14 protein-coding genes are annotated in these 22,447 nt (G+C 65.6%); 3 read left to right on the top strand and 11 right to left on the bottom strand.

Annotated elements, in window-relative coordinates; genetic code table 11:
- Positions 1-2: 2 nt before the first annotated feature.
- The 4 genes from AB0K34_RS11955 to AB0K34_RS11940 form a co-directional block, all read right to left on the bottom strand.
- Positions 3-1,214 carry an integrase core domain-containing protein gene (locus AB0K34_RS11955; RefSeq protein WP_364547760.1) on the bottom strand — a complete coding sequence of 404 codons (1,212 nt, stop codon included), beginning with the start codon at positions 1,212-1,214 and terminating at the stop codon, positions 3-5.
- Positions 1,215-1,390: 176 nt separating this feature from the next.
- Positions 1,391-1,792 (bottom strand): helix-turn-helix domain-containing protein, encoded by a 402-nt coding sequence (locus AB0K34_RS11950; protein WP_364547757.1) that lies wholly within the window; start codon positions 1,790-1,792, stop codon positions 1,391-1,393.
- Between the two features lie 752 nt (positions 1,793-2,544).
- Positions 2,545-3,210, bottom strand: coding sequence for an RNA polymerase sigma factor (locus tag AB0K34_RS11945; RefSeq protein ID WP_364547754.1), 666 nt, complete (start codon positions 3,208-3,210; stop codon positions 2,545-2,547).
- Between the two features lie 61 nt (positions 3,211-3,271).
- On the bottom strand, positions 3,272-4,765 hold the full coding sequence (locus tag AB0K34_RS11940) for an FG-GAP-like repeat-containing protein (RefSeq protein WP_364547751.1): 1,494 nt from the start codon (positions 4,763-4,765) through the stop codon (positions 3,272-3,274).
- Between the two features lie 737 nt (positions 4,766-5,502).
- On the opposite strand from AB0K34_RS11940, the gene AB0K34_RS11935 reads away from it, so the two are divergent.
- On the top strand, positions 5,503-14,238 hold the full coding sequence (locus tag AB0K34_RS11935) for a DNRLRE domain-containing protein (protein WP_364547748.1): 8,736 nt from the start codon (positions 5,503-5,505) through the stop codon (positions 14,236-14,238).
- 100 nt (positions 14,239-14,338) lie between these two features.
- Entirely contained in the window at positions 14,339-14,848 is a 510-nt protein-coding gene (locus AB0K34_RS11930) for an SUKH-4 family immunity protein (protein ID WP_364547745.1), read from the top strand.
- A 267-nt stretch (positions 14,849-15,115) separates the two neighbouring features.
- Here the strand turns inward: AB0K34_RS11930 and AB0K34_RS11925 are convergent, their stop codons facing one another.
- The 7 genes from AB0K34_RS11925 to AB0K34_RS11895 all read right to left on the bottom strand — a co-directional run bounded on the left by AB0K34_RS11925 (position 15,116) and on the right by AB0K34_RS11895 (position 21,216).
- On the bottom strand, positions 15,116-15,952 hold the full coding sequence (locus AB0K34_RS11925) for an IS3 family transposase (RefSeq protein WP_364547742.1): 837 nt from the start codon (positions 15,950-15,952) through the stop codon (positions 15,116-15,118).
- Positions 15,952-16,257 (bottom strand): transposase, encoded by a 306-nt coding sequence (locus tag AB0K34_RS11920; RefSeq protein ID WP_364547739.1) that lies wholly within the window; start codon positions 16,255-16,257, stop codon positions 15,952-15,954. Before AB0K34_RS11920 ends, AB0K34_RS11925 begins: the two co-directional genes overlap by 1 nt.
- A gap of 336 nt (positions 16,258-16,593) precedes the next feature.
- Positions 16,594-16,926 carry an Atu4866 domain-containing protein gene (locus AB0K34_RS11915; protein WP_138641305.1) on the bottom strand — a complete coding sequence of 111 codons (333 nt, stop codon included), beginning with the start codon at positions 16,924-16,926 and terminating at the stop codon, positions 16,594-16,596.
- 117 nt (positions 16,927-17,043) lie between these two features.
- Positions 17,044-18,450, bottom strand: a complete 1,407-nt coding sequence (locus AB0K34_RS11910; protein ID WP_089331148.1) for an amidohydrolase family protein — start codon at positions 18,448-18,450, stop codon at positions 17,044-17,046.
- A 234-nt stretch (positions 18,451-18,684) separates the two neighbouring features.
- Positions 18,685-19,434 carry an Atu4866 domain-containing protein gene (locus AB0K34_RS11905; protein WP_171069426.1) on the bottom strand — a complete coding sequence of 250 codons (750 nt, stop codon included), beginning with the start codon at positions 19,432-19,434 and terminating at the stop codon, positions 18,685-18,687.
- 121 nt (positions 19,435-19,555) lie between these two features.
- Entirely contained in the window at positions 19,556-20,332 is a 777-nt protein-coding gene (locus AB0K34_RS11900) for an SDR family oxidoreductase (RefSeq protein ID WP_089331150.1), read from the bottom strand.
- A 44-nt stretch (positions 20,333-20,376) separates the two neighbouring features.
- Complete coding sequence (locus AB0K34_RS11895) at positions 20,377-21,216, bottom strand: SDR family NAD(P)-dependent oxidoreductase (protein WP_089331151.1); 840 nt, start codon at positions 21,214-21,216, stop codon at positions 20,377-20,379.
- A gap of 177 nt (positions 21,217-21,393) precedes the next feature.
- Here AB0K34_RS11895 and AB0K34_RS11890 point away from each other — a divergent pair, with 177 nt between their 5' ends.
- Complete coding sequence (locus AB0K34_RS11890; RefSeq protein WP_089331152.1) at positions 21,394-22,302, top strand: helix-turn-helix transcriptional regulator; 909 nt, start codon at positions 21,394-21,396, stop codon at positions 22,300-22,302.
- Positions 22,303-22,447 lie beyond the last annotated feature (145 nt).

Below are 22,447 nucleotides of genomic sequence, written 5' to 3'. Positions count from 1 at the left end.
CCTCAGTTGGGCTGGGTGCCCTTGCCGCGGACGTAGAGGCGGGTGATGGGTGTGGTGTCGCGGCGGGGTCTGATCGCCAGTTCTTCCTCGCCGTGCAGGATCCGGTAGTGGGTGTCTTCGATGACGATGGTGACGAGCTTTCCGGCGTGGCGGGGGCCGAGCTTGATGAATTGCTTGTTCACCATGAACCGGCCGCTGGCGTGCACACGTCGTTGGACCCGGATGGATCCGGCGGGCAGCGGTGGTGGCGGCAGCGGAGTCGAGGCCGTGCGGGCACCGGGTAGCCGTGCGACCCGCTCGGCGGTGATGGGACAGGGCCAGGTGCCGACCAGGGCGTTATCGGCGATGGCGTGCATCAGGTGGCCGTCCAGCCGGATGGTCACGGTCTGCCCGGCCAGCGCGAACGCGATTTGGCATTTGATCCCGTCGATGGTGAGGTGCCCGTCGCGGTGGATCTTGCGGTCGATCTCCACCGCTTCGCCGGCGCCGAGCTCGGTGGTGCCGTTGATGCGCCGCAGCGCCGCCGTGGCGGGTGCCGGCCCGGCGGGGAGGGCTCCGTAGCGCATCACCAGATGCGCCAGGTCCTCGGGCAAGAGCCGGGAGACGATGGTGCGGACCAGATGCCCGTCGAGCAGGATGTGCAGGCTGCGCAGGTCAGCCCAGACGGTTAACGTTCGTCCGGCCAGACCTTGGGGAACCGAGAAGCGCTGCCGTCCCGGCACCAGGGTCACCTGGCCACTGGGTGGGACGCGGACCTCGAACTGCACCGCCGACTCGTCGGGCCGGTCGGCCGGTGGCTCGATCACCTCGACCCGCAACGGTGCCGCGGCCTCGTCCTGGCCCTCGGGCTCGGGCTCGTCGGGGCGGGCGGGGGCGTGCGGGCGGAACACGCTGGCCGGGGTGGCCATGTTCAGCGCTTGGTGGGGCCGCTGGTGGTTGTAGGCGTGCACCCAGGCGTCGACGGCGTCCTGGGCGGCGGCCAGCGACTCGAACGGCACCACATGGTTCAGCAGCTCCTGGCGCAGCGTCTTGTGGAAACGCTCGATCTTCCCGGTCGTGGTGGGCGAGCGGGGCCTGGTGAGCCGCTGATTGATGCCGTTCTGACGGCAGACGCGCTCGAACAGCACCTCGACCGGCTGCGGCCGGATGTGCCGCCCGGTGAACTGCTTGCCGTTGTCGCTGAGCACCTCGAACGGCACCCCGTAGCGGCGCATCGCCGGGTGAACGCCGAGCAGACCGCCCGCCCTGAGGGCACCGCCTCCACGGCCGCGATCACCACGAACCGCGAATGGTCGTCGATCCCGGTGACCATCTTGCACTCGCGGCCATCGGCCAGCGGGACCCCGTCGACCAGGTCGAGTTGCCACAAGTGCATCGGCGCCTCGCGCTGTCAACGCCGGTACTTGCGCGGATGCTCCTGCTGTTGATGCTGGACCAGCCCGTTGCGGACCAGGACCCGATGCACCGTCGCCCGGCCGGGCACAGGATCCAGGCCCAGCAGCCCCAACTCGTGCACGATCCGCCGGGCGCCCCACCGAGGGTGCTGGCGCCGCAGCTCACACACCAGCGCCTCGACCTCGGCCGGCAGCCGGGTCGGGCTGGTCCTGGGCCGCCGCGACCGGTCGGCCAGCCCCGGCATCCCCTCGTTCTCGAACCGCCTGCGCCAGGCATGCAGCGACTGCCGCGACGTTCCGTACCGGGCCGCAACCTCCCCGATCGGAGAGCCACCCAACACCTCACGCACCGCCCGATACCGGTACTCCATCAGCGCCTGATGATCCACGCCCGCCACCCGAGACACTCGAAACAACAGTCACTCTGGGCGAGCATCATGCCGCGCTCGGTTAAGCCTGTCCTGAGAACGAACGGTTAAGCATGTCCTGAGCCTTCACATTGACAACCGGCAATTGACAGAAAGCACATGAGCAGCGGAAGGGCGTCGGGTCACCTGCCGAAGGACATCACCGATGCTCATCCGCGGCCATGGCGAGGGCGAGCCGCAGGATGGTCTGGAGACCTGGTTCGCTGCCGAGCCGGTCGAGAAGGCCAGGACCAAGGGAGCCGCTGGTCGGCGCCGGACGGTTTGCCTCCCGAGACCACCAAGGCGGCGAGGCGACACCATGCCCGACACAAGTGTCAGGCCGACTTCGAGATTGAGACCGAGGCGATCACCTCGATGCAGCAGTTGCGGCTGACGGTGTGCGACCAAGACTGCGTATAGCATCCGGAACCACTGCGGATCACACAACCACTGCCGCGCTGCGCAAATCGCGCTCGGCAGCTAGGGAAAAGACGTCGGTGCTCAACCCGAACACAACTCGCCACCTGATGCGCCCACCACGGCTTGGCAGTCCGCAGGGGGCGAGGCCTTGCCTTCGGTGCCCCCGCGGATGCGGGGACGCGGAGGCCGTATCCGGTGGTGTCTCGTGCCACTACATCTGGCTTCGTGCCAGTCCGTTTCGGAACCGCCGAGCAGACAAGGCCGACATGGCCTCTCTGCGGTCGGGTTGTAGCCTCATCGGTTCGTGTCGATCGTCTGAAGGTTTATGGGGTGAGGCCTAGGTGTTGGGCGTGGTGGGTGAGTTTGTGGAGGCCGCGGTAGGTGGCGGTGCGGATGGCGCCGGGTTGTTTGGTGAGGATGTGTCCGGCTTGGGTTGCGGTGAAGCCCATGATGCTGTGGAGGAGGACGGCTTCGGCTTCGCTTTGGGGGAGGGTGGTGATGAGGGTCAGGGTGGTCTGCCAGTTGAGGCGGGTGATGGCTTCGGTTTCGGTGTTGTTGCGGCTGGGGTGTTCTTCGAGTTCTTGGATGGGGATGTGGAGGTGTGGGCGGCGTTGTTGGTGGCGGATGTGGTCGAGGGCTCGGTTGTGGGCGATGGTGAGGGCCCAGGAGCGCCATTTGTGCCAGGAGCCGTGGAAGGTGGGCAGGTCTCGTCCGATTTGCAGCCAGGCTTCGGAGGCGATGTCTTCGGCGTCGGCGCGGACGAGTGTGCGTAGGTAGCGTAGGAGTCGCGGGTGGAGGTCGTCGTAGAGGGCGTTGAAGGCGGTCTGGTCTCCGGTTCTGGCGGACTGCAGTGCCCAGGTGAGGTCCGCCCGTTCGGGCGGTTGGTCGGGGGCGGTGCAGTGCTGTGCGGCTTCCTGGGGTCGCGGGGTGTGTGACCGATTTGGGCTGGTGGGGATGTTGTCGGTTGGGGTGGTTCTGGCGGCGGGCATGGGGTGCTGGCCTTGCTGCGGGGTTGGGGCCGACGAGGGCGGGTGATGCGGCTGTGGCCGGTTAGGGAGCGAGGACGCGTCCGGCGTGGGAGGCGGTGCCGAGGCCGAGGGCGCTGCCGAGGTAGGCGGTGCCGTTGGTGGCTGGCGGCATGGCGGTGGCGCCGAGCAGGTGGCTGAAGCCGCCGTCTCCCGCGTTTTCTCCTTCGACACCGGTGGCGGGGTCGGCGTGGCCGTCGTTGTTGGTGTCGGCGAGTGCGACGGCGGATCCGAACTGGTCGCCGGTTTCGGCGCCTCCGGGGACTTGGCCGAGGTCTTGGTGGATGAGAATCGAGCCGTTGCCGGTCAGTCCGGCAGCACTGCCGTAGAGCAGGACGGCGGTCCCGGCGTCGGTTTGGGCAGCGGTGTTGGTGATGTCCTTGTGCGGGATGCCGGCGTAGACGTCGTCGTATCCGTCGCCGTTGACGTCTGCGGCTGCCACGGCCGCTCCGAGGTCGTCGCCGCTGGTGCTAGTGCCGGGAACGTTGGCGGTGTCCTGGGTGATGGTGGTGCGGCGGCTGGTGGTGCTGATGCCCGAGGGGCCGCCGTAGTAGGCGGTGACGGCGCCTCCGATGATGCCGGTCGCGTTGTCGGAGGCGACGGGCTGCCCGGCGACGATGTCGGCGTAGCCGTCGTTGTCGAGGTCGCCGACCGCCAGGGCGCGGCCGCCGCCGGGGATGGCGGTGAGCGTGCCGTAGTCGAGTCCTGCGGCGGAGCCGGGGATGGTGACCAGGGTGGTGCGGCCGTCGGTGCCGAGGTACGTGATGGCCAGGTCGGTGTAGCCGTCGCCGTTGATGTCGGCGGCCGCCGAGCGGGTGACCGTCCCGCTTGCTGACCGGGCCGTCGCCGTCGCGGGGGAGGAGGTGCGGTAGCGGCCTCGGGTGCCGGGGCGCAGTCTGGCGCCGGATGGTTCCTCGTCCTGGGCCTCCGCGGCGGTGATAGTGGTGGCGCCGTCGTAGTAGGGCTGGACGATGCCGCTGGCGGTGAGGGCGGCCAGGTCGTTGGTACCGTTGCCGTTGAAGTCGCCGATGGACACCGCCTCACCGAACCGATCTCCGGGACCGCGCACGTCGGCGGCCAGCCCCATCCAGACCGTGGTGGTGAAGCCGGTGGAGCTGCCGTAGAACAGGATGAGAGCACCAGCATCGGGGGTGGCGTCGAGGTCTTCGCCGGGTTCGCTGACGACCAGGTCGGCGTGGCCGTCGCCGTTCATGTCGCCGGTGGCGATGGCGGTGCCGAAGGCGTCACCGGGTTCGGACCCTCCGGACACGTTGGGGCTCTCCTGGTTGAGGACGACGGCTCGGGTGGTGGTGATGCCGCCGGACGCGCCGTGGACGATGCTGACGGCGCCAGCCTCGGCCTGTCCGTTGGCGGTTCCGGCAGGGGCGCCGCTGACCAGGTCCTGGTAGCCGTCGTGGTCGAAGTCGCTGGTCGGCGCGGGGGCGAGTTGGGCCGCGTGGGCGGCCGGCGTGATAACCGCAATGGCGGTGGCCGGTATGGCCGTGAATGCGGCCGTCATAGCGGCGATCATTGGGCGTGCCCTCACCTTTGTGTCCTCCTTCGGGAAGCCAGGTAACGGGCTGTCGTTCGATGCGGTACTTTCTGTGTATCGAAAGTCGCGGCTCGTTCGGTGCCCGGTATGCCCACGTTTTAACACGAAGATCGCGACCGGGCCATTGCCGTAATGGCATCATTCTCCGCGCTGCTTCCTGTCCCGGAAAAAGGTCCAAGTGACCTACGTCGCAGTCCGGTGTGGTCGGTGCCGGATGGCCCGATCTGTTGTGGCAGGTCAGGACGGTTTTCAGGAAAGTTCTCAGATCGATGTGACGTTCCCGTTCCGGGTGACGCTTACCTGTGAGGACGATCGCGAGATCACGGTGTCCGATGTCGGCATCCCCTTGTGGTAGGGGGTTGACGGAGATCATCCGGCCGTGCATCGTCAAGTCGGAACGTGGCCGTCCCTCTCAGGAGGTCGTTGTTTCGGCGAAAGTGCGATGTGCCGGGGGAGCACGTCCTTCACGTGTCTACTGGAGGTTCGATGCGTTCCCCAACGGTGACTGACTCTGGCTAGCTAAACGGCCGATCCGCTCCCCCTTTCCGATTGCTGCGCTGCTGCCCGTCCAGTGGCGCCACGTATCTCATTCAAGGTCTCTGCGCGTATTGATGCTGCCCGGAGATCTGCCTTGGTGTGCGTTTCTCCGGTTGCCGGCTCTCGGGCGTAGTGCCATTGAGGCCGGGTGAGAAGGGACCTTTGTGGTGAGCAGGTTTCGCAGGCTCCTGGCAGCAGCACTGGCCGTCGTCCTGGCGCTGGCGCTCGCACCGCCCGCCCGCGCGCAGCAGCCTCCGGCCGGTGCCGAGGCGTCCGATCCCGGTGACGGCTGGAAGCCCGAGAGCAAACGCAATGCCTGGGACCGCTTCAAAGGGCTGTTCGGGGATGACGACCCCAAGCCGCGCAAGCTGCCGGACGGCGGGGTGCCCCGCAACGAGCCGAGGCCGCAGACCAAGAAGGCGGCACCGGCCAAGCGGGTCAAGGAGCTGACCGGCCGCCGGACGGCCAACACCAAGATCTATCAGTTGTCGGACGGGCGGCTGCAGAAGGAGCTGTCGGCCGTCCCGCTGCACTACCGCGGCAAGGACGGCCGCTGGCGCGACATCGACCCGCGCATCAAACCGACCGACCGCAAGGGGTTCGTCTACGGCAACCAGACCAACACCTTCGACAGCTTCTTCGGCACCCGCCCCGACGAACTGGTCACCTTCGCCGCCGACGGAGCGGCCCTGACCCTGGGCGTCCCGCAAGCCAAACCCGGCAAACCCAAGGCCGACAGCCGCACCATCACCTACGCGGACCTGCTCGGCGGCGCGGACGTGTCCTATGAGATCGCCCGGGACGCGCTGAAGGAGAAGATCGTCCTGGACACGCCGCCCAAGGACGGCACCTATGCCTTCACCATCAAGGCCGACGGAGTGCGGGCCTGGCAGCGTCCGGACGGATCGATCGCCTTCTACAAGGGCGACTTCGACGGCCGTCCGGTCTTCATCCTGCCCAAGCCGTTCATGTACGACTCCAAGACCGACGCCTCGTCGCCGTACGGGAAGGCATGGAGCCCGAAGGTCACCCAGTCGATGCGCTGGGACGCCAAAGCCGGGCTGCTGCACATCACCGTCCACGCCGACACCACGTGGCTCAACGACCCCAAGCGCAGCTACCCGGTGGTGATCGACCCCACCATCAAGATCGCGCCGACGCCCACCCAGTCGCAGGACACCATGATCTCCTCCGACGGGCCGGACCAGAACTACGACGACAGCTGGCGGCTCTCGGTCGGAACCACCAACTCCGGCAAGTCTCGCGCGCTGCTGAAGTTCCCGCTCGACGACATCCCCGCCGGCACCCGCATCGACTCGGCGCAACTGCAGCTGTACTACGACCAGAACCACACCAGCGGCGCCAACGCCGTCACACTCGAGGCGCGCCGCGCCACCCAGGCGTGGGACGAGACCAGCGCCACCTGGAACAGCGCCAACGGGATCACCGGCGAGCTGAGCGGTAACACCGAACAGGTCGACGACGGCGACCCCGGCAAGACCGCCCTCAACGGCACTTGGTCCAAGCTGAACACCTTCGACGGCAGCGCCGTCGGCAACGACCTGTACATCTCCAAGAACGCCACCACCGGCGACTCCTACACATGGGTGCCGCGCGTCACCGAGACCGGCACCTATCAGGTGCAGGCGCACTACAAGCAATACGACGACGCCGCCACCACCGCCCCGTACACCGTCACTTACAACGGCGGCTCCAAGGTCTACACCGTCGACCAGTCCGCCGGCACCGCCCACGCAGGCGTATGGAAGACCCTCGGCTCACACCCCTTCACAGCCGGGACGCAAGGATCGGTGAAACTCGGCGACGTCTCCGACTCCTCCAAACGCGTCGTCGCCGACGCCGTCCGCCTGTTCAAGGAAGGCACCGCCGTCCGCCCGGCCGGCGACGACGCCTCCGCATGGCATTCTTTCTCCGTCCGTGACACCGTGCAGCACTGGCTGGACGGCTCCCAGCCCAACTACGGGTTCGTGGTCAAGGCCCGGGACGAGAACACCCTCGGCCAGGGCGGCCCGCGGTATGAGGGCAGCCTGTTCTTCTACAACGGCGAGACCGCGACCTACCCCAAACTCGTCGTCACCTACGGCCGCCCGGGCGTCGAAGTCAACCCGCCGACCACCATTCACGCCACCGGCGCCGACCTGACCTGGCCCGCCTACAACGACCCGTCCACCTCCGACGACGACGACATCGTCGAGTACCAGGTGCACCGGTCGGTGTGGCAGACCTTCACCCCGTCCCAGGCCACCCTGATCGCGCCGGTTGTCAAGGACGTTCGCTCCTACACCGACACCACCGCCCAGCCGACACCGGCCGACAGCACCGACCCGTTCGGCAACTCCTACTACTACATGGTCGCCGTCAAAACCCGCGACGGAAAGATCACCCCCGGCCCGACCCAGCTCGCCCGCCTGCCCAAGGCCGGACGCGTCTACCGCATCTACCAGTCCGGTGTCACCGACACGACGTTGACGGCGTCCAGGCCGGACGAGAACCAGGACGTCCTGGCGGGCGAGCCCTGGCTGATGGCAGGCAACAACAGCGGCACCTACGGCACATCCCGCGCCGTCCTGAAGTTCCCCGACCTGACCGACATCCCCACTACCGCCCGCGTACTGGACGCCGAGCTGCGGCTCTGGAGCGCGGGAGTCGACCCCGGCGGCGCCGGAACCTACGAACTACGCGGCCTGACCCGCGACTTCAACGAGACCACCGCCACCTGGAACAACGCCAACTCCACCACCGCATGGACCACACCGGGCGGCGACATGGACGCCACCGCGTCCGGCACCGGCGGGAACTGGAGCAACGACCCGCAGCAACGCGTACTGAACGCCACCTCCCTCGCGCAGAAATGGGTGACCGACCCCTCCACCAACCACGGCGCCGTCGTCAAGCTCAGCAACGAGTCGGCACCGACCGAGCGCGCGATCTTTGTCTCCAGCGAAGGCCGCGAACCCCAGCTACGCCCGCAACTCGTCGTCACCTACCTGGAGACCACACCGGAGAACACCTACTACATCCCCGCCACCCCCGCGGCGGTAGCGCCCGACTCCACACAGACCGTCGACGTCACCCTCACCAACACCACCACCTCAACCTGGAACCAGGCCGACTGGGTGCTGTCCTACCGGTGGAGCCGCCCCGACGGATCCCCCGTCACCGTCCAGCAACTCCACACCCCCCTACCAAAGAACCTGGTGCCTGGGGACGCCGTCACCGTCCAAGCGCAGGTCAAGGCGCCACCGCCGTCCACCGAAGGCAACAAACGCGTCGACCATGTCCTGGAGTGGGACATGTGGAACACCACGACCAGCACCTGGCTGTCGTCCGGCACCACAACAACGACCCGCGCCGCGGCCGCCGGCCCGGTGAACAAGGTCGGCGCGCTCAAGCAGAGCCTGGCCGTCGAGGAATCCACCTCCGACCAGGTCGGACTGGAGAAGTTCTACGCCTACGCCGGCAAGAACACCGGCGCCGGCTCCACGGTCATGAACAACCTGCACGCCGGGAACGCGGTCTGGCAGTACAACGCCTTCACCAACCCCTCCCGCGGCCTGGCCACCTTCCTCAGGTTGGCCTACAACTCCAAGGACACCTCCGACACCGTCGCCGGCTACGGCTGGTCCATCCAGGCGTCCTCGCTGATGCGGCTCGGCAGCCCCATCGACCCCCACCCCAACACCCACGGGCGCACCGTCTCCCTCACCGACGGCGACGGCACCACCCACACCTTCACCCTCGACGACAAAGACACCAGCGATCCGGCCGATGACGAGTACGTCGCCCCCGCGGGTGTGCACTACTACCTGCAACGCCTCGCCGAATGCAAACCCAAGGATGAGATATCGCGCGCCTGGGTGATGACCCGCCCCGACCGCACCCAGTTCTTCTTCGACTGCGACGGCTACCTGTCCTCGATCGAGGACAACAACGGCAACCGCATGGACTTCACCTACGAGGTCCGCCGGTCCCAGAACAAGCCGACCAAGTTCCTGCGCTACATCACCGACCCGGCCGGCCGACAGACCCTCACCCTCGACTACTGGGCCAAGGGCGAGGACTACTCCTACATCGATGACGCCACCTGGGAGAAGAAGTCCGGCACCGGGCTGACCAACTCCCACATCATCGACCACGTCAAGTCGATTACCGACATCTCCGGCCGCACCCTGACCTTCACCTACTCCGACAAGGGCCTGCTCGGAGAGATCGTCGACGGCGCCGGGTCGTCCCAGCCCAAGGTGTTCGGATTCCAGTACGACGCCACCCAGGGCAACAAGAACGTCAAACTCGTCAAAGTCACCGACCCCCGCGGCCACGCCACCGACCTGGCCTACTACGACACCCCCGAAGACGACCCTAAATTCAAATGGTCACTCAAGACCATCACCGACCGGCTGTATCACGACACGACCTTCGCCTACACCGACCCTGACGGCGCCCAGGGACAGCAGGTCCAGACCGTCATCACCGACGCCGAGAACCACGCCACCACCTACCTGATGGACGGCAAGGGCCGTCCCACCCAGACCACCAACGCCAGGCAGCAGACCACCAAACTCGGCTGGGACGACGACAACAACGTCATCCGCCTCGAGGAACCTCCTGCCGCCAGCGGCGTTACGCCAGCGGTTTCGACCTGGGCGTATGACCCGAAGACCGGATACCCCACCGAAATTAAAGACGCCGAAGCCGTTAAGAATGGCTGGAACGGCACCCGGCTGACCTATCAGACTGGGTTGAACGGCCACATTGCCGACCTCATCGCCAAGCAAAGTCCGGAAGGTCGCACCTCCACCTTCACTTACACCTCCGAGGGCGACCTGGCCACGGTCACAGATCCGATCGGTAATGCCACTTCTGACGAGGGCGACTACACCACCGCCTATACCTACGACACCAGTGGCCAACTCAAGACCGCCACTGACGCCAACGGCCACACCACTACTAACACCGACTTCGATCCCAACGGCTATCCGAGAAGCATCACTGATCCGCTGCAAAAGTCAGCCTCGTTCACCTACGACGAACGAGGTCAAGTGACCGTCGTCACCGACGCGCTTAACCACACCACCACCCAGGCGTATGACGTCTACGGCCGTCCCCTGGAATCAAAGCAGCCCAAGGACCAAACAGCCGGCACTTTTATCACCACGCCCGCGCCCGAGTACGACACCAATGACAACGTCGTCAAAGCCACAGCACCCAACGGCGCTGTCACCACCGCTGTCTATGACGAGACTGACCAGGTCACGCAAACCTTTGCTCCCAAGGATGTGGCAGGCGGCCCAGAGCGTAAGAGCACGCTGACGTACGACAGGGTCGGCAACATCAAGACCCGGACCGAGCCGAATGGCAACCTGACCGCTACTGAAAACGACTACACCACGACCTTCGATTATAACGAGATCAATCAGCTGATTTCGGTGGTCAACGCCAAAAATGACAAGATCACCTACACCTATGACGATGCTGGCAACGTGGTCACCGTCGTTGATCCTCGAAAGAGCGCCACCACTGCCACCGACGACTACACCACTAAATACACCTACGACCTCAGCCACCGCGTGACGGTAGTCACCGATGCCATCGGCAAGACCATCATGACCGCCTATGACCACGATGGGTTGGTCACCGCCACTACCGACCAGCAAGGGACCACCACCAAGATCACCTTGGACGCTCGCGGTAAGCCGATCAAGGTCGAGGTGCCACGTAAAGACGACGGCGGAATCCTTTACAACACCACACGGCTCGAATACGACCAGGTCGGCAATCAGACCAAGGTCATCTCGCCACGAGGCGTAGCCACTGCGACCGAGGGTGACTTTGTCACCGAGACCGTCTACGACGAACTCAACCGGGTCAAACAGAAACTCACCCCGTTCGACCCCAGCGATGACCGGTACAACACACCGAACAAGACCATCTACGACTACGACGCCGTCGGCCGCCTGGCGAAGGTATCCGCCCCTCCCTCGGAGGGCCAGACGGTTCGCAACGACACCGTCTACACCTACTTTGACAACGGCTGGACGAAGACCTCCACCGACCCGTGGGACATCGTCACCAGTTACGACTACAACGACCTGGGCAAGCAGACCAACCGAACCCTGACCTCCGCCGGAGGCTCGTCCTCCCGAACGATGACCTGGGGCTACTACCCCGACGGGAAGCTTGCGAGCCGCTCCGATGACGGAGTGCCCGTCGGGAAGCAGGTTGTCCTGGTCGACGACTCCGATCACCAGAACGCCGGCTCCACCGGAGGAACCTGGACATCCATTTCGACCGGAACCGGTTTCCAGGGCTACGACTACGCCACCCACGACGCCGGCACAGGCACCTCCTCGTTCCTGTGGAAACTCACCATCCCCCAAGACGGCGACTACGAGGTCTTCGTCAAATACCCGTCAGTGCAGGGCGCCGCGCCCGACGCCACGTACACCATCCAAGACTTTGACAGCAGCACCACCAAGACCGTCGACCAGGGCACTGGCGGCGGCACCTGGAAGAGCCTCGGAGTACACACCTTCACCAAAGACGGCACCGCCCAACACATCACCCTGTCTGACCAGGCCACCGCGGGAACCACCGTCCTGGCCGACGCGGTCAAACTCGTGCGCGACAACACGGGCGAGACCGATAGCGAGAAAACCGACTTCGGCTACGTCTACGACGCCAACGGCAACCTCACTGACATCGCCGACCACTCGCCCGGTACCCAGATCGACGCTTACACCGTCACCTACACAGGGCTGAACCAAGTTGCCCGGGTCGAGGAGAAGAACGGCGCCGGCATCAAGCGCGCCACTGGGTTCACCTACGACCCCAACGGCAACCCCGCCACCCGCACCCACGAAACGAACGGCAGTATCGACCAGTCGTCCGCCTACGAATACGACCCGCGCGACCTGCCGTCGAAGATCACCGACAAGGACTCCGATTCTGACCCGGCCCCCAAGGTCACCACCTTCACCTACACCTCTCGCGGGCAACGCGACATCCAGACCAGGGGCAACGGAAACACCGTCGACTACGACTACTTCCTCGACGGACTCCTCCAGCGCCAAGTCGAAAAGAAGCCGAACGGCGTGGTGGTCGCCGAACACGCCCTCGATTACGACCCGAACAGCAACAAGACCCGCGATGCCGCACGCAAGATGAACGCCGACAACCACGGCGCCTACATAGAGACTACCACTGTCTGGGAATACGACCCGCTTGAGCGAATCACCAAGCTTACCAAAACGGGAACTGTAAGCTCCGCCGAGAGTTACGTTCACGACGCCAATAACAACGTCATCTCGCAAACCGTTAAGAATGCCACCACGGCCTACACCTACGACCGTAACCGTCTGCTCACGAGCGTCAGCGGTGGTGTCACCGCCAACTATAACTACGACCCCTTTGGACGCCTCGATACGGTCACTGCCGCAGGCCAAATTATCGAACGAAACAACTACAACGGTTTCGACCACGTCACGGAAAATCAGAAACGAAATGCCGGTGGGGTGACCACCACTCGCTACACCTACGACCCGCTCGATCGCACCACCACTAAAACTACCAACGCCGGTACCAGTAACGCCAAAACTACGACCTATGGCTATCTCGGCTTGTCCGGCGAGGTTCTCGACGAAAGCATTGCCGGCGACATCACCAAGACATATCAATACTCCCCATGGGGAGAACGTCTTTCCCAAGTTCGGTTCAAGCCCGACTCCAGTCCTAAAGAGGACGGTTACTACGGCTACAACAGCCATACCGACGTTGAGACAGTCACAGACTCGACCGGAGATACCAAGGCTACTTACGGATACACCGCCTACGGCCAGAATGACGACAACGAGATCACGGGTATCGACAAACCCGATCCACAGAACCCCACCAATGAGCCCTACAACCCCTACCGCTTCAACGCCAAACGCTGGGATTCGGCCTCCGGTAACTACGACATGGGCTTCCGCAACTACAGTCCCGGCCTAAATAGATTCCTTACTCGGGACATGTATAACGGCGCCCTCGCCGACATGAATCTGACCTCTGACCCGTTCACTGGAAACAGGTACGGATTTGGAGGCGGAAATCCCGTATCGAACATTGAGTTCGACGGACATTGCAGTGGATTGGTTCCGATCTCCTGCGGATGGGAAGCCGCGAATAAAGCACTGCAAACGCATGTGGTGGATCCGGCGATGAACATGCTCATGGGCATCATCGACACGAACACCCTGGGTGCTTCAGAACTTGCAAGAAGCCAAATGTATGGCGAAGACGACAAAATCGACGAAGATAGCAATTCCTATCTTCTCGGTGAAGGTATTGGGATGGCCTCCAGCGTCCCAGGGCTTTTTCGGGGTGGCATCAGAGGCGTCATGAAGGTTATGGCGCGCGGCAGTGATTCGGCTCTCCTAGAAGTGGCGGGTGTTGCCAGGTCCTCAGCGCTGGCAAGCGCTCGAGGTGCCAAGGTTGCAGGAGCGGTGAAATACGGATCCACGGACCTGGCCAAAGCTGCGATCAATTATCGCAAGAAGTATGGAATTAGGGGTGGAAATGTCGCCGTATTTGAATTCGCGCACAATGGAAAGCTTTACACTATCGCCCGAGAAAGTGCTAGGGGGGTTGGTCATTCTGAGCGGCGAATAGCAGCGGAACTCGAAAAGCTAGGTATCAAGCCCGGTCAAGTCAAACGGATCTACTCGGAACTGTCTCCCTGCGACGAGATGCCCGGCGGATACTGCAAGCAGATGATCGATAGCAAATTCAGAGATGCCAAGGTGACCTGGTCCTTCCTTTACCCGGGCGGTCGTTCGGCGGAGGCCGTCAAGGGACGTGAAGAAGCTGTTCGGCAACTCAGGGATGCGGTCGCTGAGATCTTCTGACGACCGGAGCGGAGTGCGGGCTGCCGCACTCCGCTCGCCGCCTGGTATGATAAATGACACTGTTCATGCTTCAATATGTGGCCACAAAGAGGTAGTGCTAATGGATGAGTCCTGCATTGGCTGGGTTAGGCCTGACGGTATAGCTCATGGCGATGCCGCGGTGGTCGCTCGATGGGCGATAACGAATGCGGAGAAAGAATTTTTTTGCAAGTATGGAATACCTTCCACCGTCGATCCTTTTTTCGAGGCGGCTATCCAAGATAGCGTAGAGGCGACCCTCCCGTCGACTTCGCATGGGCTTCTATATCAACTAGGTTGGGATCTAGGGCGCTACATTGGGGTGGCGAAGGGCGGGGTGGGCGTGTACGCTGTAAATCCTCAGCCGGGACAACAGGATGTTTTCGTTAACAGCTCACTCATTCATCTTGTAGAATTTCTGTACCGGGTTGGTAAAATTCGGGATCAATTTTCTCAGATGGATGATATGGAAATTGATCGTTCAGTAGCCATGCTGAGAGTTGAGATAGAGGAAATTGACTTGGCTGCGTTTGCTGACGAGGGAAACTGGTGGTCGTTGGTGTTCGAGCAGATGGAGGCAGGGCTACTCTGAGTCAGAGAGTCGTTACTTGGGGCGTCGCTGTAGTCGATGTCCTGGCTGGAGTCGTCGCGAGGTGCGGTTGTCACTTCTGAACCATCGCTCACTCAGAGCGTGTTGAGAACACAAGGGGCGTGCTGGCCGACCGCACTGCGGGTCGGCGTCGCACCATTGAAGACACGCAGCACAAGTAGGGCCGCTGGTGGCAGGTGATGTGAAGCGCCCCGGGTCGGATGGAGGCTCTGGTGTGCCCCGGGTTGCGTGGAGTGGGATTGTTGGACCTCATGCCACGGTGGGTGTGTTTTCGAACTGTATCGGGGTGAGCATTCCGAGGGCGCTGTGGCGGCGCTGGCGGTTGTGCCAGATCTCCAGGTACTCGAAGATCGCGTTGGCGAGCTCGATCCGGGTGCGCCACCGCTGCCGGTCCAGCAGTTCGACCTGCATCCGGGACCAGAACGACTCGATCATGGCGTTGTCGTAGCAGTCACCGACACTGCCCATCGAGGGAACCAGGCCCGAGTCCTTGGCCCGTTGGGTGAAGACCCAGGACCCGAACTGGACGCCGTGATCGGAGTGGATCAGGGTGCCTGCCCGGGGCCTGCGCGTGTCGATGGCCATGCCGAGGGCGTTGGTGACCAGTGCGGCGTTGGGTGAGGAGTCGATGGACCAGCCGACGACCCTACGAGAGTAGGCGTCCAGGACCACGCAGCAGTACACTTTGCCTTCGCGGGTGGGGTGTTCGGTGATGTCGGTGACCCACAGCTGATCAGGACCGGTGCGGCTGAACTGCCGGTCGACCAGGTCGGTGGCGATCTGGTCTGGCTTGACGCGCCGCCATTTGGGGCGGCCGGTGACGCCTTGCAGGCCGGCTCGGCGCATCAGCAGCTCGACTTGGCCGTGGCCAATGGTGATGCCGCGGCCGAGGGTCAGCTCGGCATGGATGCGCCGGGCTCCGTAGATGCTGCGCGAGGCCTGGTGCACCTCAGTGATGACGTCGGTCAGCCAGGCGTGCCGGACCGCGCGCTGTGACGGCGGGCGGGTGAGCCACGCGTAGTAGCCCGACACCGACACATCCAGCACGCGGCACGCCACCTCGACGGGGATGCCCTCGCCGGCCATCACCGCAATGGCTTGGAACCTCCTTTTGGGGGCACCACCTCTCGCACCAACTGGATCGCTCGCTGGGTCGCCGCCAGCTCAGTCTCCAACTCCGCGATGCGGGCCTTGGCCGCGGCGAGCTCAGCTTTCTCCCCACTGGTCAGCCCCGGTTCCAGGCCCCGGTCAATCCGGTCTTGGCGCCGCCACAGATAGATCGTCTGCTCGCTGATCTCCAGGTCCCGGGCCACGTCAACGACCTTGCGGCCCGCCTCCAGCAGGTCCAGCACCTTGCGTCGAAACTCCGGCGGATACCCACGACGTCCCATGCCACTCCTTCAACTCAAGTGGCACAAGAATCCACTAATCCACCTCCACTACACCCGGGGCACACCAGTGCTTGACCGGCTGGGTGACCGCAGATGAGCACATCACGCCAGCCGGAGACCGGTTCCTATGCAGGGACGGCCGGGCCTGAGGACATGGGCACGGATCGGGCCTGGTTGCCCCTCACAGGCGTTGCACAGGAGCGACGAGGCTGCGGACTTTTAATCCGTAGGTTGTGGGTTCGAGTCGGTACCCCCTACAAACGCAAGAAGCATCGCAACCTGGGCAAGCGCAAGAAGCTGTTCAACCGGCACCACGCACGCGGCAACGCGGACCTTTCATCGACGAGAAATTGTTTCGCGGTAGAGCACCAGGTGCTCGTGGTAGAGCACGCCGTTCCGCACGTCGCCGGTGGCGGTGAAGCCCAGGTCGTCGTGGTAGTCGAGGTGTGTGCCGGTGACGGTGTAGCGGCCGGTGTAGGCGCGTTTGCGGCCGTCGCGTTCCTCCTCGTAGCGGCCGTTGGCGAGGAGTTCCTGGCGGATGCGCCCGTCTGCGGTGACCCACATGCCGACGTACGGGTGAGGGGCGGGCTCCGGGCGGCCGCCGCCCGGAGCGGCGCAGGCGAGCAGCGTGGTGAACAGTCCGAGCAGGTGCAGGGTGTTTTTGAACATGGACGGGCTCCGTTGGGTTGACAGGTGATGGGCAGGACGGCCCGGCCGAGGCGAGTGGCCGGGCGATGGCCGGGCCGATCCTGCTGATCGTGTCGGCACCGGCGACGGTGCGGCCGGTCAGACCCGGCGGTCGGCGTATCCGGAGGCGCGCAGGACGCGGTCGCGGGAGGCGCGCACGTCCTCACGCAGGGCGGACACGTCGACGTCGAGGACGCGACCGTTCCACTTGCGGGGCTCGCCGTTGATGAGCACGGCGCTGATATTGCGGGCGTCGGAGCCCAGTACGACGGTGCCGATCGGGTCGTTGAGCGGCATGTTGTTGAGGTCCTCGGCCTGGATGGCCAGTAGGTCGGCCTTCTTGCCCGGGGTGAGCGAGCCGGTGACGGCGGCCAGGCCGTTGGTGCGGGCGCCCTGGAGGGTGGCGAAGTCCAGGACGTCGTGGGTGGTGATGCGATCGGGCTGCCGGTCGGTGCCGTAGGCGGCGTTGACGGCGCGCATGCGCTGGATGGCGTGCAGGGCGCGCATCTGCGTGAACATGTCGCTGACCAGGGCGACTTCGACGTCGATGCTCAGTCCGGGGCGGATGCCGACGGACAGGGCCTCGTCGACGGCGGGGATCGCGGACTCCAGGCCGATCTGGGCGTCGGAGGTGGGGGCGAGCGCCACGGTGCTGCCGGTCTCCCCCATCGCCTTCCATGCCTCGGGGGTCAGTCCGGTGGAATGGATGAGGGTGACGTCGGGGCTGAGAATGCCGTCCTTGGCCCAGCGCAGGATGGCCTCGGACGAGGACGGGCCGAACACGGCGTCGACGCTCACTCCGATCCCCAAGTCGGCTGCCACACGCGCTAGTTCAGGGCCATAGGCGAGTGCCGGTCCGGCGATCTCGTCGGTGGCGAGGGTCGCCAGGCGCAGGGTGAGGAGCTGGTCGTCGCTGCTGAAGTACCGGCCCTTGATACGTGCCAGGTCGCCGGGCCACTGCCGGTCCCAGTCGCCGAAGTGCGGGCCCATGGAGGCGTGCACGCCGCGGATGCCGGTGTCGCGAAGGGCCTCTACGGCGGCGTCGGAGTGTGCTGGGGTGCGGGAGTTGTGGGAGAAGTCGAGCATGGTCGTGATGCCGCTGTCGATCGCGGTGAGGGCGGCCAGTCGCGTACCGATGTACATGTCCTCGGGCCGGTAGACCGTGGCGGAGCCGGCCAGCGTGGACATGACGTAGCCGCCGAGGTCGTCGACGTCAGGCATGATTCGGCGCAGCTGAGCCTCCCAGGCGTGTCGGTGGGTGTCGACGAAGCCGGGGCTGAGGATGGTGCCGGTGGCGTCGACGACCACGGCGTCGCCGGCGCTGAGGCCGGGGCCGACGGCGGTGATGGTGCTGCCCTCGACAAGGAGGTCGCCGCGGTCGATGACGCCGCGGTCGGGATCCATGGTGACGATAGTCGCGCCGGTGAACAGGATGCGCCGTTCATCCGCGGGGCGGCGCCAGAGCTGTTCGAGGACGGTCGCGCTGGTGGTGTCGTTGACGTTCATGAGGTGTCTTCTTCCGTACGTCGGAGCGGGGGATGGCGGGCTGCCGGGGGCGCCGGTGCTGCTCGGCTTCCAGCCTTGGTCGCCCCGGCTACGGCAACCAGGCCGCCGTTCCCCAGGTGTCGCGCACCCAGGATCAGGACGTGTACGGGCAGCGCGGTCCTGGAGCCGGTCGTCTGTGGGCTGCCCGGGGGCCGGGCCGCTGTGTTTGCCACACGGCGTCTGCCGACCGGCGGGTCAGCTCAGCTTCATGACGTAGCCCGCGTGGTGCAGTTCGTTGCCCTTGAACTCTCCGTAGGCCCAGAAGCCGAGGTCGTCCAGGTAGTCGATGCGGTCGCCGTCGATCCAGAACCGGCCCTGGTAGGCGTGCGGGCGGCCACCCCGGGTCTCGTCGTAGCGGCCGTCGGCGGTGAGCCCCTGGTGCAGGAAGTCCTTCCGGTCGATCCAGACGCCGACCTGCGGGCTGCCGGTCAGGTCCGGTGCGGCCGGGATGCCCGCCTCGGGGGCGGTGGCCCTGCCGGGGGCGTCGGTGCCCGCCCACAGGACGGGTCGGCCGGCTGCGACCAGCGCGCGAACCTGCTCCGGCCGGGAAAGGAGGGTGGCCACTGCGCTCGGCACATCGGTGGCGAGTTCGTCGGGCACCACGAGGAAGTCGGTGGTGTTGCCCGGAGTCAGCGTCGCGACGTAATCCGAGCGGCGGCCGCGTCCGCCGGCCAGCGCGACCGTGTCCACGACGGCGGGGACGATGGTCATGCCCGTGCAGTCGACGACGATGGCGTTGTCGTCCTCCGCCGCGGTGACGATTCCGGGGCCGACGCCCACGATCAGGGAACCGACGAACAGGATGTCGGCACCGGTCACGGTTCCGATCAGCGGGTCCATAGTCACGATCCGGGCGTTGGTGAACAGGACGGGACGCCCACCGTCGTTCGAGACGATCTCGTCGAGGGCCTCCGTGTTCCAGCTCACGGTGTCGGTGATGGTCATGGTGCTCCTCAGAAAACTTCGGCTCATCGGTCTGCCCGGCGCACCAGGCAGGCACCGGCACAGGTGGGAGGCAACTGCTCGGCAGTTGCCGCAGCTGCGTGGGCACAGCCTGTTTGTTGCGCTATACGGACTGGGCCGTGGGCAGGATGGTCAGCTCGCTGATGTTGACGTGTCGGGGAAGGGAGGCAATGAAGGCAACGGTCTCCGCGATGTCGGTGCTGCGCAGGCACTCGATGTCGTGGAGCAGGCCGGCCATCAGGGCGCTGGCGTCGGGGTCGGTGACGTGGTCGGGTAGTTCGGTGTCGACCATGCCGGGCTCGATGGCGCTCACCCGCACGTTCTTGCGGCCCAGTTCGACCCGGATGAGACGGGTGAGGTGGCTGATGTACGCCTTGGTGCCCGAGTAGATCGAGAACTTCTCCAGGATGCGGGTCGCCGCGATGGAGGAGGTGTTGATCAGGTCGGCGGGCTTTCCATGCTCGGCGGCGGCGGTCAGGTTCGGGAGGAAGGCAGCGATCACATTCATCACCCCCGTGACGTTGAGATCGATCTGCCGCTGCCAGTCGTCGACCTTGAGCTCGTCGATGGCGGAGATCAACTGGACGCCCGCGTTGTTGAACACCAGGTCCGCCGGTCCCAGCGTGTCCGCCACCTGGTCGGCGGCTGTGCGGACGGCTGCCCGGTCGGTGACATCGACGGACAGGGGTATGGCCTCTCCGCCGGCCGCGGTGATGTCGGCGGCGAGGGAGGCGAGCTTTTCCTGGCGGCGTGCGATGACGGCGACAGCGGCTCCGAGTTCGGCGAGTCGGCGGGCGGTGGCCGCCCCTATGCCGCTGGAGGCTCCGGTGACCACGGCCACGCGGCCGTCGAGCGGCCGGCCGGTCAGCAGGTGCGTCATGATCAGGGTTCCTTCCTGTTTCTCGGGGGGATCGGTCGGGGCGGTCAGGCGGCGTCGTCGCAGGCGGTGGCGGCGGACTTGTCCTGCCAGGCCGCGAGGTCGTCCTGAAGGCTTCGGATCTTGACCAGCTGGCGTTCGATCGCGTCGCGCCCCAGGGCCAGGTGCCCAGGCAGCTTGTCCTGGCAGGTCACCTCATAGATCAGTGCGGCGCCCTTGACCGGGTCGCCTAGCTGGGTGTGGTTGACGGTGCCGGCCCAGTCGAGGGTGGTGTGGGCGGGTGTGCCGTCGTAGGCGTCGATCCGCCCGGCGGCGACTGACAGGGAGCTGGCGTCGAGGAAGTCGGTGCGGAAGACGCCGGGCTCCACGATCATGCTCTGAATCCCGAACGGCTCCAGTTCCACCGCGAGCGCCTCGCTGATACCGGCCACGGCGAACTTCGACGCGCTGTACATGCTCACCCCGGGCTCGCCCTCGAAGCCGGAACGGGAGCCGATGTTCACGACCTTTCCGGCTCTGGCCGCCCTCATTGCGGGCAGGATCGCGCGGGTGACATTGATCAGCCCGAAGACGTTGAGATCGAACAGGGACCGCGCCTCGGAGTCGGTGATCTCCTCCAGCGCGCCGAGCAGGCCACGACCGGCGTTGTTGACGAGGACGTCGATCGTGCCGAAGCGCTCCACGGCCGTCTCGACGGCGGCGGTGATGTCCTCGCTGCGGGTGACGTCGAGGGCGACACCGAGGACTCGGTCGTGCCGGCGCAGCTCGTCCGGCAGCTTGCGCGGGTCACGGGCAGCGACCACGACGTTGTCGCCGCCGTTCAGTGCCGCCCGCGTGATCTCCAGTCCCAGCCCGCGGGATCCGCCGGTGATGAACCACGTTGCCATGAGATGTCTCCATACCGTTTACTTCGCCCGGCCACCCCTTGTGGTGGCGGGCTCTGACATTCACTGAACCAGCTCTGAGCAGGCAAAAGAGGCCTCAAAAGGGCCCGCCTGATCGGGGGACAAAATGGGCCACCCAGCCGCCGCCGAATCCTCAGTGAACGCGCATACCCTGGATGTATGGACCGTGAGCACCCCACCGGCGCACCCATGGCGGAATTCCTCCGCTCCGCCCGCACCCGCCTCACCCCGCGGGAAGCCGGGCTCGAGGACCCGGGCCTGGGCCGACGCCGGGTATCCGGACTGCGCCGGGAGGAACTCGCCCGGCTGGCCGGGGTGAGCGTGGACTACTACACCCGCCTCGAACAGGGCCGCAGCCGCAGCGCCTCCACAGAGGTCCTCGACGCGCTCGCCACCGCCCTCCAGTTGGACGACGCTGAGCGCAGCCATCTGCACACCCTCGCCCGGCCACGGCCCCGGCCAGCCCGCCGGCGCCCCCGTCCCCAGCGCGTCCACCCCGCTACCTGGGACCTGCTGGACACCCTCCAGCAGGCTGGCCGCCCCGGCTTCGTCCTCGGACGGCGCCTCGACGTGCTGGCCCACAACCCACTCGCCGGACGGCTGATCACCGACTTCCGCGCACTCCCCGCGGCCGAGCGGAACCAGGCCCGCTTCGTCTTCCTCGACCCGCACGCGCGCGAGCTGTACCGGGACTGGCCCCGCGTCGCCGCCGACACCGCCGCCATGCTCCGCCTCGACGCGGGCCGCCACCCGGACGACCCGGTCCTGAGCGCCTTGGTCGGTGACCTGTCCATACGCAGCGAGGAATTCCGCCGCTTCTGGTCGGACAACAAGGTCCACCGGCGCACGACCGGCACCAAGGACTACCACCACCCGCTCGTCGGCGACCTCACCGTCACCTACCAGGCCCTCACCCCCGCAGACGACCCCGACCAGATCCTCTTCGTCTACGGCACCGAACCCGGCAGCCCGTCCGAGACCTCCCTGCGCTTGCTGGCCCAATGGAACAGGCCGACAACCGACACCGGCAGCGCCGAGGCCCAGGAGGCCGGACAAGCCCGCGAGTAAGCCACGACCTCTGAAGCGACTCACCTGTTCGCGCGGGAGGCGCCTGTGGAGGGGGTATTCCCTCAGGTGTGGAAAGTGATCTTGCTGGGGAGCAAGTGATCAGTGGGTGAAGCGCCCACGTTCTTCGGGGGGAGAACCACACGTC

Source organism: Actinomadura sp. NPDC049382 (genome assembly GCF_040677125.1).
Taxonomy (GTDB): domain Bacteria; phylum Actinomycetota; class Actinomycetes; order Streptosporangiales; family Streptosporangiaceae; genus Spirillospora; species Spirillospora geliboluensis.
The sequence above is the reverse complement of the archived record's forward strand: the minus strand, read 5'-3'. Positions and strand labels throughout refer to the sequence as shown.